Annotated in this window: 17 protein-coding genes and 1 riboswitch; of the genes, 14 read left to right on the forward strand and 3 right to left on the reverse strand. The window is 42.2% G+C overall.

The window, feature by feature from the left end; all coding sequences use genetic code 11:
* The 7 genes from H4683_RS21190 to H4683_RS01225 all read left to right on the forward strand — a co-directional run.
* The coding region (locus tag H4683_RS21190) for a hypothetical protein (protein ID WP_225941805.1) at positions 1–386 on the forward strand (386 nt) is incomplete at its 5' end.
* 69 nt (positions 387–455) lie between these two features.
* Positions 456–1,157 (forward strand): response regulator transcription factor, encoded by a 702-nt coding sequence (locus H4683_RS01200; protein WP_192596986.1) that lies wholly within the window; start codon positions 456–458, stop codon positions 1,155–1,157.
* Positions 1,154–2,578, forward strand: coding sequence for a sensor histidine kinase (locus H4683_RS01205; RefSeq protein WP_192596987.1), 1,425 nt, complete (start codon positions 1,154–1,156; stop codon positions 2,576–2,578). Before H4683_RS01200 ends, H4683_RS01205 begins: the two co-directional genes overlap by 4 nt.
* Positions 2,579–2,793: 215 nt before the next feature.
* Positions 2,794–3,984 (forward strand): hypothetical protein, encoded by a 1,191-nt coding sequence (locus H4683_RS01210; RefSeq protein ID WP_192596988.1) that lies wholly within the window; start codon positions 2,794–2,796, stop codon positions 3,982–3,984.
* A gap of 61 nt (positions 3,985–4,045) precedes the next feature.
* On the forward strand, positions 4,046–5,221 hold the full coding sequence (locus H4683_RS01215) for an amidohydrolase (protein ID WP_192596989.1): 1,176 nt from the start codon (positions 4,046–4,048) through the stop codon (positions 5,219–5,221).
* 254 nt (positions 5,222–5,475) lie between these two features.
* Entirely contained in the window at positions 5,476–5,847 is a 372-nt protein-coding gene (locus tag H4683_RS01220) for an AbrB/MazE/SpoVT family DNA-binding domain-containing protein (protein ID WP_192596990.1), read from the forward strand.
* Positions 5,847–6,137: a type II toxin-antitoxin system RelE/ParE family toxin gene (locus H4683_RS01225; RefSeq protein WP_192596991.1), complete on the forward strand. Its 291-nt coding sequence runs from the start codon at positions 5,847–5,849 to the stop codon at positions 6,135–6,137. The genes H4683_RS01220 and H4683_RS01225 overlap by 1 nt, the downstream gene beginning before the upstream one ends.
* Before the next feature lie 95 nt (positions 6,138–6,232).
* On the opposite strand, the gene H4683_RS01230 is transcribed toward H4683_RS01225, so the two are convergent.
* Positions 6,233–6,820 (reverse strand): TetR/AcrR family transcriptional regulator, encoded by a 588-nt coding sequence (locus tag H4683_RS01230; protein WP_192596992.1) that lies wholly within the window; start codon positions 6,818–6,820, stop codon positions 6,233–6,235.
* 118 nt (positions 6,821–6,938) lie between these two features.
* On the opposite strand from H4683_RS01230, the gene H4683_RS01235 reads away from it, so the two are divergent.
* The 5 genes from H4683_RS01235 to H4683_RS01255 all read left to right on the forward strand — a co-directional run bounded on the left by H4683_RS01235 (position 6,939) and on the right by H4683_RS01255 (position 10,950).
* Positions 6,939–7,481: a hypothetical protein gene (locus H4683_RS01235; protein WP_192596993.1), complete on the forward strand. Its 543-nt coding sequence runs from the start codon at positions 6,939–6,941 to the stop codon at positions 7,479–7,481.
* Between the two features lie 5 nt (positions 7,482–7,486).
* On the forward strand, positions 7,487–8,344 hold the full coding sequence (locus H4683_RS01240; RefSeq protein ID WP_192596994.1) for a CPBP family glutamic-type intramembrane protease: 858 nt from the start codon (positions 7,487–7,489) through the stop codon (positions 8,342–8,344).
* Between the two features lie 213 nt (positions 8,345–8,557).
* A complete protein-coding gene (locus tag H4683_RS01245; protein ID WP_192596995.1) occupies positions 8,558–9,085 on the forward strand; it encodes a PadR family transcriptional regulator in 528 nt (175 codons plus the stop codon).
* Positions 9,085–9,828, forward strand: a complete 744-nt coding sequence (locus H4683_RS01250; protein ID WP_192596996.1) for a CPBP family intramembrane glutamic endopeptidase — start codon at positions 9,085–9,087, stop codon at positions 9,826–9,828. The genes H4683_RS01245 and H4683_RS01250 overlap by 1 nt, the downstream gene beginning before the upstream one ends.
* A 573-nt stretch (positions 9,829–10,401) precedes the next feature.
* Positions 10,402–10,950, forward strand: a complete 549-nt coding sequence (locus tag H4683_RS01255) for a PBECR4 domain-containing protein (RefSeq protein WP_192596997.1) — start codon at positions 10,402–10,404, stop codon at positions 10,948–10,950.
* Between the two features lie 240 nt (positions 10,951–11,190).
* On the opposite strand, the gene wrbA is transcribed toward H4683_RS01255, so the two are convergent.
* Positions 11,191–11,805 carry an NAD(P)H:quinone oxidoreductase gene (gene wrbA, locus H4683_RS01260; RefSeq protein ID WP_192596998.1) on the reverse strand — a complete coding sequence of 205 codons (615 nt, stop codon included), beginning with the start codon at positions 11,803–11,805 and terminating at the stop codon, positions 11,191–11,193.
* A gap of 95 nt (positions 11,806–11,900) precedes the next feature.
* Positions 11,901–13,106 carry a DUF3238 domain-containing protein gene (locus H4683_RS01265; protein WP_192596999.1) on the reverse strand — a complete coding sequence of 402 codons (1,206 nt, stop codon included), beginning with the start codon at positions 13,104–13,106 and terminating at the stop codon, positions 11,901–11,903.
* Between the two features lie 88 nt (positions 13,107–13,194).
* Positions 13,195–13,304, forward strand: a riboswitch (TPP riboswitch).
* A gap of 95 nt (positions 13,305–13,399) precedes the next feature.
* Here H4683_RS01265 and tenA point away from each other — a divergent pair.
* Complete coding sequence (gene tenA, locus H4683_RS01270; RefSeq protein WP_192597000.1) at positions 13,400–14,089, forward strand: thiaminase II; 690 nt, start codon at positions 13,400–13,402, stop codon at positions 14,087–14,089.
* On the forward strand, positions 14,089–14,850 hold the full coding sequence (gene thiM / locus H4683_RS01275) for a hydroxyethylthiazole kinase (RefSeq protein WP_192597001.1): 762 nt from the start codon (positions 14,089–14,091) through the stop codon (positions 14,848–14,850). Before tenA ends, thiM begins: the two co-directional genes overlap by 1 nt.
* The last annotated feature ends 23 nt before the right edge of the window (positions 14,851–14,873 follow it).

Consider the following 14,873-nt stretch of genomic DNA (forward strand, 5'->3'; position numbering starts at 1 on the left):
GTTCAACCGACCAATTCCACTGCACAACCGACCATTCTTTCATTCAACCGACCAATTCCACTGCACAACCGACCATTCTTTCATTCAACCGACCAATTCCACTGCACAACCGACCATTCTTTCATTCAACCGACCAATCACATTGCACAAGCGACCATTCTTTCGTTCAACCGACCAATCACACTGCACAAGCAACTATTCTTTCGTTCAACCGACCAATTCCACTGTACAAGCGACTATTCTTTCATTCAACCGATCTATCACACTGTACTAGCGACTATTCTTTCATTCAACCGACCAATCACACTGCACAACCGACTATTCTTTCGTTCAACCGACCCATTCCACTGTACAAGAAACTATTCTTTCATTCAACCGATCATTAACAGTTGCACAATTCCTGTCTTGAGTATAATTTTGTAATGAACAGCGACACTGGAAGGAGGACCACTCCCTTGAAAATCCTAGTAATCGAAGACAACGAAAGCGTATCATCCATGCTCGAACTATTCTTATCTAAAGAAGGAATCGATGGACAATTCGTTATGGATGGGCTCGATGGCTATCATCAAGCACGCGTAGGCGAATGGGATTGCTTAATCATCGACTGGATGCTTCCCGGAATGGACGGTGTAACGATTTGCCGCAAGCTTCGCGAAGAAAATTATTCAACACCCATCATCATGTTAACCGCTAAAGACAGCGAGTCGGAGCAAGTATTGGGACTTGAAATGGGCGCGGATGACTATGTCACGAAACCGTTTAGCCCGCTCGCGCTAATGGCCCGTATCAAAGCCGTGACACGCCGGTATTCTGCTCTAAAAGAGACCCTCCAAGAAGAGGGCGTCATTGAAAGCGCTCATTTTAGAATTAATTCAACTACGCGTGAAGTATTGCTCAACGGTAAACAAATACAAAATCTGACCCCAAAAGAATTCGATTTGCTCTGTCATTTCGTGCAACATCCAAAACAAGTATTTTCACGTGAACAGCTCCTCGACCGCGTGTGGGGATACGATTTCTACGGGGATGACCGAACTGTCGACGTGCATATCAAGCGACTTCGCACGAAAATCTCGACGAACAATCAGACCTTTTTCCACACAATCTGGGGCGTCGGTTACCGATTCGATGAAACAATCGGTGAACGAAAATGAAAATCAAATACTTATACCAACAGCTCGCAAGTCATGTCAGCGTGATTGTAATTGCTTTTTTAATCCTAAGTCTGCTCTTCTCCCACTACGTCGAGCAATTCGTCTATGATAATAAAACCGAGGAACTCGCAACCTACGGACAGGCTATTCTACGTGACATCGAGCGTGACCAGCTGAATTCAAGAAGGACATTGCAATCCTATGGTCATGTCCTCGATGCCCGCGATATTCAATACAGCCTCTTCAATGAAAAATCCGTCATTATCTACTCGACAGGCTTAAAGACGCCCCTTAACGAACTAAATGCAGAAGAATGGGCCAATATTAAAAACGGCCATACGGTTACCGTGAAACAGGATTTCAAACGGTTCGACGTTGGCGTCACGTTCGTTTTGCTCCCTTATGTCATTAACCACCAATTTGTCGGTGGGATCTTGTTAACCTCCCCCATCAAAGGCTCGCGGGAAGTCATTTCACAGATGAACAATTATTTAATCTACACAACAATCATCGCCCTCGCGGTTGCACTCCTTCTCAGTTGGATATTATCGACTTTCCACGGAAGACGCATTAAACGGTTACAAGAGGCCACTTCCGCAGTTGCACAAGGCGATTATTCCGTACGGATTCCCTCTTCCGATTTTGATGAAATCAGTGAACTCGCTGATGATTTCAATGGTATGGTCGAAAAACTAAACGTTTCAATGGAAGAAATTGAAAATCTGGAAAATCGGCGTCGACAGTTCATGGCTGATGTTTCACATGAATTAAGAACGCCACTCACAACCATTCGCGGCATCATTGAAGGCTTACGCAACGACATGATTTCTGAATCTGAGAAAGGGAAAGGTCTTCAACTCGCCAGCAACGAAACGATGCGACTCATTCGTCTTGTCAATGAAAACCTCGACTACGAAAGAATCCGTTCCAATCAAGTGCAGTTGGTGAAACAGGATATCCAACTCGTCGAATTGCTGGAAATCATCAAAGAACAACTAAACGGTGCAGCAACGGAACGCGGAAATGACATCTTTGTCACGGCTAATTCCGCTATCCGCATATTTGCCGATTACGATCGGCTCACTCAGATTTTGATTAACATAACGAAAAACAGCATCCAGTTCACGGATAACGGAACGATTCATCTACGTGGCTTCGCAAGTGATAGTGGAACAGTAATTGAAATTGAAGACACAGGCATTGGTATGGACTCCGATGAAATCGAGCGGATTTGGAGCCGATTTTACAAAGCTATCGTCTCGCGCACTACAAACCCATACGGCGAATTCGGACTCGGTCTGTCCATCGTGAAACAGCTCGTCACGATGCATAAGGGGACGATTAAAGTTACGAGCACAAAAGGGATTGGAACGAAATTCATAATTTCCTTGCCTACTAATAATCAAAAGGGAAAGCGCTAATGCTTTTCCTTTTTTACTATTCAAAATAAGTATTGCTCCCCCTTTTCATCACCAAAAACTGTAAAAACTATGTGTAATACGTTTATTTCCAAGACAGCGCTTTCTTTTCCAGCTCTTTTAAAATAGTATTCCAAAAACACAAAATACGCTTTTAATTTATAAAAATACGTGTTATTGTTGTTGAAATTCATTATTATTCGAAAGGATGAGAATACATGCCCCAAATGCTCGCTTTAGTTATTTTAGTCGCTATTCTATTTGTTGGAGATGTAATTGCAGTTCGAACAAAAGCTTGGATTCCATCCGTTTTCGTCTGCGCTGTACTATTTTTACTTGGCTACTGGACGTTTTTCCCACAAGATATTGTCGCACTCTCCGGCGTGCCGCCTACTGTTGCGGTGATGATGATTTACCTACTCATCACAAATATGGGTACATTATTGTCTATCCAACAACTGAAAGAACAATGGAAAACGATTTTAATCTCCATTGCTGGAATTTTGGGTATTATTGTCGCTTTATTCGGAATTGGAACATTGTTATTTGATGTTAAAACCATCATCGTCGCCATTCCACCTCTCGTAGGCGGTGTCGTATCCGCTTTGATCATGTCAGAAGGGGCTGCAAATGCTGGTCTTGTCACGTTGTCTGTATTTGCCATCGTCATTTACGTTATGCAAGGCTTCGCTGGCTACCCACTTACGTCAATTGTTCTCAAAAAAGAAGGCAAGATGCTTCTTGGAAAATACCGAAGTGGCACCCTTGAAGTGAAAAGTGGAGATATCAACCCACTAACTCTGGAGCCCAAAAAAGAACTTAAACTATTTAGTAAAATTCCGGAAAAATACAATACCAACTACTTCAAGTTTTTACGACTTGCGTTTGTTGGCTATCTCGCCTATCTCACATCTACACTGCTTGCACCTATCGTGACCGTGAGCCCTTTTGTACTTTGCTTATTATTCGGGATCATCGCAACGAGCGTAGGATTCTTGGAGCGTCAAGTGCTACAAAAAGCGAATGGCTTCGGATTAGCCATGATGGCACTGATGCTTTTCATATTTGACGGGTTAAAAAGTGCGACACCTTCTATGATGATGGAGATTCTGTACCCACTCATCGGCTGTATCGTTTTAGGCGTCATTGGAATGTACATCTTCTCATTACTTATCGGAAAAGTACTAAAAGTGAGCAAGGAAATGGCGTTCGCCGTATCCTTAACTGCGTTATATGGCTTCCCAGCTGACTACATTATCACCAATGAAGTCATTAACTCGCTAACCGAAGATGAAAAGGAAAGAGAAGCATTGACGAGTCATATGATGCCGCCTATGCTCGTTGGTGGATTCATAAGCGTCACAGTCGTATCAGTCATCCTAGCAGGCTTCTTTGTCGAATTCCTATAAGACGACCGTACGAATACTTTTTTTAGGAATAGTAATATGATTAACGGAGGCTAAATGAGCTATGATCAATCAGAGAATTAAAGACGCCATTACGCAGTCTAATGGCGAACTAATTGAGTTACGTCGCAAGCTTCATAGTGAACCGGAGTTGTCATTTGAAGAAGTGAAAACGACTGCCTTCATTTGTGAATACCTTGACGGACTTGGTATCCCCTATCGTAGGACCGTACCAACTGGCGTAATCGCAGATATCCAAGGCATGAAAGCTGGCAAAACCGTCGCGCTTCGCGGTGATATGGATGCACTGTCTGTCGACCAATTAAACACACATGTTCCATACGCCTCCAAAATAGAAGGGAAAATGCATGCATGCGGTCACGACGCGCATACGTCAATGCTTCTAATCGCGGCAAAAGCGTTAACTACTATAAAAGACGAGCTATCCGGTACCGTTCGCCTTCTATTCCAACCTGCTGAGGAAATTGCACAAGGGGCTAAAGCAATGGTCAAACAGGGTGCCATGGAAGGCGTTGATAACGTCTTCGGCATCCACATCTGGTCGCAAATGCCGACACATAAAGTAGCTTGTTCCCCAGGGCCTTCATTTGCGGCAGCCGACATTTTCAAAGTTCATTTCACTGGTAAAGGTGGCCATGGTGCCATTCCCCAAGACTGTATCGACGCTGCACTCGTTGCCTCTTCGTTCGTCTTAAATATCCAAACCGTCATCTCACGGACAATTGATCCGCAAAGTCCCGCAGTTCTCACAGTTGGGAAAATGGATGTCGGCACACGATTCAACATTATTGCTGAAAACGCCATGATTGAAGGAACAGTCCGTACGTTCGATCAAGACACGCGCAATCACATCGAAAAAAGCATCACGCAATACGCTGACAGTGTCGCCGCCATGTATGGTGCAAAAGCGGAGGTCGAATATATTCGTGGAACCGAGCCAGTCATCAATGACGAAGAAAGCGCCAATCTTGTCCAGCAAGTTGCTGCTGAAGCGTTTGGATCAGACGTCTTGTTTGATGAAAAACCGACAATGGGCGCCGAAGACTTCTCATTCTTCCTTGATGAAGCACCCGGTAGCTTCGCACTTGTCGGCAGTGGTAATCCCAACAAAGATACAGAATGGTCGCACCACCACGGCAACTTTGACATCGATGAAGATGCGCTTGCTACGGGAGCGGAATTATACGCACAATACGCGTGGGCTTATTTGAATAAGTAAGATGTGGGACGGAAAAGCTAATCAGCTTTTCCGTTTTTTTGTGCGTGGCGGTGATAAACCAGGTCAAGACGGTGATAACTCGCTCCAAGGCCGTGATAAACCATTCATCGTGCTAACTTTTCATTAAAGCGCAAGCATTTCAGAAACTCTACACTGTTTCATAGACTGTTTCCGGGTTTCCTTGTTATAATGATTTCAAAGATATCCGCATATACTTGTTTCACTTTGCATATACTGACAAGGAGGTGGCAACGATGCCAGTAACCGCCGTAGGAAGTGATAAGATGGAACGAAAAATAATTAGCGTTTCAAAAAAGCGCCAAATCACAATTCCATTAAAGTTTTTTAACGAACTTAATTTAGACAGTGAAGTCGAATGCTTCGTGGAAAACGATGTAATTGTCATACGCCCGCTACACAGGGATACAAGCGAGTTTTCATTAGAAATATTAAAGGATCTTGTCTCACAAGGCTTTTCCGGTGATGAATTGATAAAGCACTTTGAAATCTATAGCCGGACTATCCAGAAGTCTATAGGTACACTATTAGAAGAAGCCGATCAGATTGCAAGCGACGAAAAACGTGCCGCAAGTTTTGACGATGTGTTCGGTTCGGAGAATGGCTAATGTATGAGTTGGTATTTGCATCAGCGGCAGAACGCTATTTTAAAAAGCTAATAGAAAAACCGTTAATCACAGCTTATAAAAATGAACTCTTACTGATTCGTGAAAATCCATATATTGGACAACCTAAACGGGGTAATTTAAGTGGGATTTATGGCTATGACGTGAACTATAGGGGCATTAATCACGAAATTGCTTATACGATTCATGAGGATAATGGTAAATTAATTGTCGTATTGCTAGCTGGAACAAGAGAAAATTTTTACGACGAATTGACCCGATCTTTAAAGTGAGTATTTCACAAGAACCATCATTTATTATGATGATCCTTTTTCCAACTAAAAACACCCTTCGCTTCCACTAAAAAAGTAGAAACGAAGGGTGCTTTTCATTCAACGCAGATTGAATTGATATGGTACTCGATTGTTTTTATGACCCGCTCGCTATCCAAACGCTGCGGATCAAGCAACGCGTGCATGGCAATCCCGTCAATGAACGCATAAAGCCGCTCGATTTCAAGTTCCAGGTCGAGCCCTTCTTTCAATAATCCAGTTGCGTGCAAATAGCCGATAAACTTTTGCGTTCCTTCAAAAATACCGTCTTCCGGTACATTTGGGATATCTTTTCGATGCTTCACATACGCCGTGAACGCAAACCAGACGCCCATTTCCGCAAGCGTTTCCGCGTTAACCGGCACAATTTCAAGTAAAACAGCAATGACCTTTTCCTTCGGCGGTATGTCACGCTTCATAACCGATTCGATACGTGAATTCGCCCTTTCCAGTACAAGCGTCATCGCATAGACAAGCAAATCATTTTGGTTTTGAAAATAATGACGGAGTGCTCCAAGTGAAAGCCCCGCCTCTTCCGCAATATTCCGCACTGTCGCCCCTTCCATCCCTTTATCCAAAATGACACGCCACATCGCCTCGGCAATGCGCTTCTTTCTTTCCTCATGATCTACAATTTTAGGCATACTCTTATTTTATCAGAAGAAAAATGATTAGCAATTAAACAACACACTTGTATTAAATAAATAGCTTATGCTATGATAAATACAAAACAATACAGTTGTATTAAAAAGGGGTGCTTAGATGAATTTTGTTGCTTGGACAATTGTTGCCTGCGAAATCGGGTTCTGGGTTGTTATCTTACTCGGCCTTTTAACCCGCTATATTTTCAACCGTGAGAAACTTGGCTTATTCTTTCTGGCGTTGACGCCTGTCATTGACCTTATTCTCCTCATCGTCACAGCAACAGATTTATATAACGGAGCGACAGCAACGCAGGTTCACGCGATTTCAGCCATTTACCTCGGAGCATCGATTGCTTTTGGGAAAAGCATGATTCGATGGGCCGACGAACGGTTCCTTTATTATGTGAAGAAACAAGGAAAGAGACCCGTCCGTAAAACGGGAATGGACCACGCGCGTCACTCTATGAAAGGCTCTTTTCAGCATCTGCTTGCCTACATCATCGGCGCCGCATTCCTCGCCGTGATGATCTATTTCATAGACGACCCAACAAGATCGGAAGCATTATTCGGAACATTAAAAACCTGGTCATTCATCCTCGGTATTGACTTCGTTATTTCAATCTCTTATTTCATTTGGCCAAGGCCTGCGAAAGTGAAGTGAATGATGTGTTAAAAGCAAAGTCATGGTGGCTTTATCTCCTTCTCGGTTGGTTAACATTCGTAGTAGGATTACTCTTTGCTACAATCGTCGGCACTGCATTCCGGAATGCAGATGCGCCAAATTGGTTATGGCAAATTGTTCAAGCAATTATCGTTACAGGCACCGTGATACCTTCCATCTATTTATTGCAAAGAAAACTGGGGCTCAATCACTGGAATGATTTAGGGTTGTCACGATTAAAAAAAGGAATTCCTTATGTGTTCATCGGAGCCGGTTTAGTCATTATCTTAGCTGGAACGGGGCTTATGATCGCTTATTCCCTAGGTTGGATCTATGATATCAGATTCCATTTTTCCTCTAAGCTTGTCTTAGCATTCCTCGTAAATGTACTATTCGCCTTCTTCTATGAGGCTTTTCCGGAGGAAGTCGTGTTTAGGGGGTATACATATCACATATTAACGATGCGGGTACCACGGATTGTAGCATTACTGGTTCAACCTGTTCTATTTGTCCTCGCACCTCTTGCGGTTGTAAGTCTTCAAGAGCTAGTCGGCATAGGAGGTATGGTCATCACAGTCGATTACATCATACTTTTACTCGGGTTCGGTTTGATGCTTCAATTTCTGCGTATTTTGACGAACAACCTCTGGACAAGTATCGGGTTTCATCTCGCTTTCTTGGAAGTGTCACGCTTTTTTATCCAACAACAAGAGCAGCGTTTTCTAAGTTTTAAAGAAGTAGAAGCGGGAACAGGAGACGTATTTGTAGCATTCTTTATGGTGATTGTTGTCGGGATTGTGTTGATGATGATTCTTTCCATTGTATTGCGTAAAAAGATTCGTTGGTTTGAAAAGTCGGACTGAAATGCTGTACGTATATGAACGTAAAAAGAAAGTAATTGCTATGGGGTTGTCCTATAAGTCGAAATTTTGCCGACTTATGAGACAGCCCTTTTTTCATGTATCGTGAGAAAGCAAGGAGATTCAAATGAAAAAGTTGCTAGTTTTCTTAATAAAAACGATTGACTCATATACCTAAGCGATATATAGTATCGATATATAAAGAGGAGTGAAAAAATGCTTGAATATATTCTTATCGGTTTATTACATGAACAGCCTATGAGTGGCTATGACTTGAAGAAAACAATTGATTATTCAATAGGCTTTTTCTACAAAGCGAGTTTTGGCAGTCTTTATCCTGCACTGAAAAGGCTCGAGGAAAAAGAATGGGTGACTGCAAAAGAGGTGGAGGGCAACAGCAAAAACAAAAAAATCTATACGGTCAATCCAGTAGGAAAAGAGGCTTTTTTAAAATGGCTTGCACAACCACTACAAAGTTCTAAAAATGAGCATTTATTAAAAATCTTTTTTATCGACTATCTTGATGAAGAAAAACGAACGGATCTCCTTCAACAATTTCATTTGCAATTGAAAAACGAAAGAGGAAAACTTAAAGAAGTCGAGCAAATTGTTTCAGAGGAAGTAACCGCTCTTACTAATCCCGAAGATTTCTATTACCGCATCTCCGTCTTACGCTATGGAGTGCGACATCTTGAAATGGAGCTGGATTGGTTAGAAGAGATTATTGAGAGGAAAGTGAACTAATGTCAAATGAGAAGACAAACATTTTTGCCAAACGTCCGATTTTAAGCGTCATACTGATTGAGGTATGCTTCTTACTGGCGGTTTTTATTGCCGGCGCGATTGCCACGATTAAACAGTTAGATTATACCTCGCCAGTATTGATTTCATTCATTCCGACTGCTGTCGTTCTTATTCTGTACTTTACATTAAAAAGAAAATGGCGTTCTTTCGGCTTCAAAATCGGGCAAGCATGGAGAAATTGGCTGCTCTACTTGCCTCTTCTATTGATTCTAATCATCTTATGCTTCCAAGGGTTTAACTACACCGCTCCAGAAACAATTCTATTTTATCTTGGCTTTTCCATTTTAGTTGGTTTTGTTGAAGAAAGTATTTATAGAGGGCTCATAGTACACATTTTAGTACCTAAAGGAATCGTTACAGCGATTATTACTTCTAGTTTATTGTTTTCCTTATCGCATATCCTTAACAGCCTATCAGGGCAGAGCATAGAGCAAACTTTGCTACAAGTAGCTTACGCGCTACTTCTCGGTATTGTACTCGCACAATTAATGATCAAAAACGGCAGTATTTATCCGCTGATCCTATTTCATACGCTGCACAATTTTATTCAGTTTATAGGTAAAGGCGGCTACAATCCAATACTCGACGCAACCATCTTGATTATTTTAGTGATAACAATAGTTGTTTTATCTATGCCGTCACGTAAAATTGTGAAAACTAATAGTGGCCAATTAACCGTTTAACGCTTCTGCTTAATACTATGAAAAATCGAGGTTTAGATGACGTTTAATCCATTTGAAATAGTGATTGTAATGGGCATTGTGTCGATGAAATTCTTTCCACATCATTACGCAAAGAGATTACTTGGTCTGAAATGCACACAAAAAGCCGACCCCTCGTAGGTCGGCTTTTTTATCTTACGATTATGCTTCTAAATGTTTCATCGCTTGCGCAACTTTCACCGTACGTCTTCGCACCCAGATTTTGAATTGTACGTTTAGTTGGTTGACAAAATTTAGGGTTAGGCGTTAAAATTGTAGTTGATATGATGGACTAAAAAAGTCATTCGGGGAACAACCTCGAATTCTCTGCGGCGGAGACATTAAACTTGTGCCGAAACCTGATAGCTGCTTTATATGAAAAGTAGAGCCTTGATTTCAAGAAATCAAGGCTCTATTTTTCATATAAAAACAATAGAGCGTTAATATTGAGGGGAAACCATGTCGCTTACTTGTCCAGATTTATTCAATTTAATTGAATAGCCCAAAATCAATCTGATTACATTGAATCTTCTTCGTGAATATTATGAGACGTATTTGAATCCATATATTTATCAATTTGAAATTGTTGATGAATCGGGTGAGAAACCAGTAAAAAGAACAATTGAATTAAGGTTTGACCAAGAAAACTTTTGTCACTTATTTGGTTTAGAAAGTATTGTCCGTCGACATGTTAGAAACACCGGACCATACAAAGGGCAAGCCGGATGGGATACTATTAAAAACGGTATCATTGATTTTAGTGACCTAAAGGTGAAAAACAAGGGTGGCTTTACAGATAATAAGGCTAGGTTCGTTTTTTTCTATTTAGTTCCGAGGCTATTCGAATCTCCAAAGGGTTTGTTATTTGACCCTGATAAAGTTTCTGTAAACACGTACGTAGATTGTGAATTATTATTTTATGACCAATTCCAAAAAACTTACGTACATATCGGAATTATGGAAGATATAAATTTGGGTTACTACATACCAAAGACTTTTTTAATCGAAAAAATGACCAAGCAAAGTGATGGCCAGAAATATATAAAAAGACAGCAGACGATTCATGTAACTAAAATTTCTAAAGAAGAAATTGAAATTATTTGAGAAGAAACCCTAACTCTCTACCTAACTTTTTTGAGGTCTATCTGTCATATACGTAGAATTTTGAATATCTGGATCAATTTTCTATGAGTTTTTCCGGGTTTATATACGAGGGCACCAACCTCAACGGTATTGTATCACGCTTAGTATTGACTAATTACTCAAAAGTCCGATATTATGAAATATAGAAAACCCGACTCCTGAATCCATCAATTGACAGATCTAAGAATCGGGTTATTACAATCACACTTCTAAATGTTTCATCGCTTGCGCAACTTTTACTGTACGTCTCGCCTGGTGCTTAACCGCAGCTTCGATATCTTCGACCATTTTTCCATCTTGTCCAACTGTCACACTCGTACCATACGGATTGCCTCCCGCTGCATATACGGAGCCATCTGTGTAACCTGGCGCCGCCACAATCGATCCCCAGTGATACATTGACGTATAAAGAGAAAGAATCGTCGCTTCTTGCCCGCCGTGTGCGTTTCCGGCAGAAGCCATAGCACTCACTACTTTATTGGCAAGCTTTCCTTGTGCCCAAACTCCGCCCGTCGTATCTAAGAAATTTTTCATTTGACCCGGCATATTACCGAAACGTGTTGGTACGCTAAAGATTATTGCATCCGCCCACGCAAGGTCTTCCGGTGTTACTTCCTGTACATCTTTTGTTGCTTCGATGTTGGCTTTCCATGCTGGATTCGAGTCAATTGCCGCTTGTGGCGCTGTCTCTGCCACTTTTAAAATTTTCACTTCAGAAGAACCAGCCTCTTTTGCCGCTTCCGCTGCCCATTGTGCAAGTTGGTAGTTTGTACCACCTGAACTATAATAAACAACTGCTGTTTTTGTACTTGTCATTTTTTCCGTCTCCTTTGTTATTCATCATATATATAGTAACATTCCCCAATTTAACTATCCAAAAATCTGATTGTAAACCTAAAAACCATCTACTTTCATTCAAAATTTGAAAACCGCCAATAATGCCAAGCAATGACGTCGGACAGCCAGGCAAGTCCTTTACTTTCAGCTTGATGAATAGCAATCGACTCACCCCTTTCACCGCACACGATGTAAATTTCGTGATGTGGCGCTTGATCATGGTAGCCCGTTAGATCAACTATCCCGTCATGACGCATAATCGCGTGAACTTCATAGTCGATTTTCGGGGCAGTTGTGAGCGGATTTCCAACAGCGTGTTCGAGATGGAACCCCGTTTCCCCCTTCCTATGGTCCAACCGTTTCAAAACAATCCCTTCATGTGATGCGGTCAACTTTTTGCGCATGCGTTTTAAATAGCTATACGCAACCGACTTTCCGACATCCTTCGTAAACGTAAGAGGAGTGCGATCTAAATCATACGCGAGATCAATATCCACACGGGTACGATAACTTCCCCCATTCGAATTAAACCCCCTATCATCCCCTTTGAAATAGCGATTGGGTGATAATAGATTCGGATTTTTAACCCACTTCTCTGCCAAAAACGTTGTGTAACGAAATTTCCATCTATCGACGCGCACATGACGCGACCTTTCCTGAACAGGCGTTAGCAATTTCCTCGGCTCCGCAATCATTTTCTGAACCGTGAATTCTTCAACCGCCGCTTCTTCTTTCGATGAAAATGGATTGAGCGTGCCAAAAATTTTTGAGACAACCGATTTACTTATATTTAGCCGTTCCTCCGACTTCGCAAGCGGACGCCTGAAGCGGATAGTGTACGTATATGATTCATCCAACGAAAAATCCCGATCGATCATACAAGTCGTTGTCACTGTTTTTAAATATATCCCATTCCGATAAACCGCATACTCCTCGACATCTTTGATTTCCTCCCAAGACACAGCAATTTGTGTCTTTGCTACAATCGTTGTCAGCACTAGGGAGTGAAGCGGATTATCCTTGTTTTTCTGTTCGGCAAACGCCGTTGTTTGCAGTGCTATACAATCGACCACTTCACAGTTTTCAACTCGCTCGATTAGATAGCTATACAGTTTCGCATGCTTGAAATCCCCGTCACTAAATTCCGGTACCGTCCCTTCATACAGATGACTTCCGTCTCTATACACTTTATATAATCCGCCCGTATCATTCCATGTGAAGGAAATCGAATCATGTACATGAGTAACTGTTTTTATCTCAAAAATCGGTTTTGAATTCATTCGCGTGATTCCTCCTTTGTATGGGTTAGGTTGCCCATATCGCAGAGATCTAAAAGTATGTTATAGTCGTAGAGAAAACTAAATAGAACTACACCACTAGGGGTGTCTTTGTAGAAGACTGAGACGCGTAACCATATATGCGGACCCTTGGAACCTGATCTGGATGATACCAGCGGAGGGAAGTGGGACCGCGTGCAATTTATTTTATCAAACCAAAAAACCGTGGGCCGCTTCCTGACATAGATCAGTAGGTGGCTTTTTTGTATTTAAAAAACAAGAAGGAGTTGGACTAGATGACGTTTTGTGAAGAAGTTCGTAAAGAGTGTGATGATTTGTGGCAAGGGAGTTTCGATCATCCCTTCATTAAACAAATTGCGGAAGGTATATTACCGGAGGACGTATTCAAGTATTACGTTAAACAGGATTCGTATTATTTACAGCATTTTGCAAAAGTACATGCGCTTGCTGCGGTGAAAGCAAAAGGAATTTTGACGACTCAGCGTTTTGCACAGCATGCGGAAATCACATGCGGCGCCGAGATTGCATTGCATGAACATTTTTTCGAAATGCTTGACGTGACAGATGAAGAATTAGCAACCTTCCAACCGGCGCCCACGGCCTATGACTATACATCGCATTTATATCGCGTAGCATTTGAAGGAGACCTAGCGGATATTCTCGCTGCACTACTCCCTTGCTACTGGCTTTATTATGAAATCGGAGAACGTTTGAAAGGGGCGAAACCAAATCACCCCGTTTACGATAAATGGATTCAAACATACGGTTCTGAGTGGTTTGAGAATGCGGTGATGGAACAAATCACGCGGATGAATGAACTAGCGGAAGGACTCTCTACAGAGCGCCGCGAAGAACTGAAAGAACATTTCCGAAAAAGTAGCTATTATGAGTGGCATTTCTGGGAGATGGCATGGACGAAACAAGCGTGGGCAATTGGTTCGTATGAATTGACGCGGAATAAATGATGGAAACAACGGAAAATCTTCTACAGAAGTTGCGAACAGAGCAGCCCCTCATCCATTGCATTACAAATATCGTCGTCGCTAATTTCCAAGCGAATGGCCTGCTGGCACTTGGTGCATCACCCGTCATGGCGGACGCTGTGGAAGAAGCAGCGGAAATTGCTGCTGTATCATCTTGCACCGTATTAAATATCGGTACGCTCAAACGCGAGACTGTGGAAGCGATGCTGTTAGCCGGGAAAAGCGCCAATAAACATGGAAAACCCGTCATCCTCGATCCCGTCGGCGCCGGAGCAACCGCTTTCCGTAAAGAGACCGTTTTACGAATTTTGAATGAAGTAGATGTATCACTCATCCGTTGTAATGCCGGAGAATTAGCAGCAATCGCCGGTGTCTCGTGGCGTGCAAAAGGTGTGGACGCAGGAGCAGGCGATGCAGATATTGCCACTATCGCAAAAGAAGTCGCTAGTAACCACCGCTGCCTCGTTGCAGTAACCGGCAAGGAAGACCTAGTAACGGACGGAGAAAATTTAGCACATATTTCAGGCGGTCATCCACTTATGTCCCGCGTGACCGGAATGGGCTGTTTACTAAGTGCTGTCACTGGCGCCTTTTTAGCTGTCGCAAATGAAAACCGTTTGGATGCTGTCGCAACTGCATTAGCATTCTATAAGCGAACCGGTGAAATAGCAGCAGAAAAAGCTGTCGGACCGGGTGATTTCGCAGTTCACTTTTTAAACTCACTTGATTCATTAAATGATTAAGGTACTTAATTCATTAAATGATT

This window comes from Sporosarcina limicola (assembly GCF_014873855.1).
GTDB lineage: Bacteria > Bacillota > Bacilli > Bacillales_A > Planococcaceae > Sporosarcina > Sporosarcina limicola.

Excerpts from the sequence above, each read along its gene's own strand:
- H4683_RS01235 (WP_192596993.1), top strand. The coding sequence starts at position 6,939 with ATGAATTTTGTTGCTTGGACAATTGTTGCCTGCGAAATCGGGTTCTGG.
- H4683_RS01230 (WP_192596992.1), bottom strand. The coding sequence starts at position 6,820 with ATGCCTAAAATTGTAGATCATGAGGAAAGAAAGAAGCGCATTGCCGAG.
- H4683_RS01225 (WP_192596991.1), top strand. The coding sequence starts at position 5,847 with ATGTATGAGTTGGTATTTGCATCAGCGGCAGAACGCTATTTTAAAAAG.
- H4683_RS01265 (WP_192596999.1), bottom strand. The coding sequence starts at position 13,106 with ATGAATTCAAAACCGATTTTTGAGATAAAAACAGTTACTCATGTACAT.
- thiM (WP_192597001.1), top strand. The coding sequence starts at position 14,089 with ATGGAAACAACGGAAAATCTTCTACAGAAGTTGCGAACAGAGCAGCCC.
- H4683_RS01210 (WP_192596988.1), top strand. The coding sequence starts at position 2,794 with ATGCCCCAAATGCTCGCTTTAGTTATTTTAGTCGCTATTCTATTTGTT.
- H4683_RS01215 (WP_192596989.1), top strand. The coding sequence starts at position 4,046 with ATGATCAATCAGAGAATTAAAGACGCCATTACGCAGTCTAATGGCGAA.
- tenA (WP_192597000.1), top strand. The coding sequence starts at position 13,400 with ATGACGTTTTGTGAAGAAGTTCGTAAAGAGTGTGATGATTTGTGGCAA.
- H4683_RS01250 (WP_192596996.1), top strand. The coding sequence starts at position 9,085 with ATGTCAAATGAGAAGACAAACATTTTTGCCAAACGTCCGATTTTAAGC.
- H4683_RS01220 (WP_192596990.1), top strand. The coding sequence starts at position 5,476 with ATGCCAGTAACCGCCGTAGGAAGTGATAAGATGGAACGAAAAATAATT.
- H4683_RS01245 (WP_192596995.1), top strand. The coding sequence starts at position 8,558 with ATGCTTGAATATATTCTTATCGGTTTATTACATGAACAGCCTATGAGT.
- wrbA (WP_192596998.1), bottom strand. The coding sequence starts at position 11,805 with ATGACAAGTACAAAAACAGCAGTTGTTTATTATAGTTCAGGTGGTACA.
- H4683_RS01205 (WP_192596987.1), top strand. The coding sequence starts at position 1,154 with ATGAAAATCAAATACTTATACCAACAGCTCGCAAGTCATGTCAGCGTG.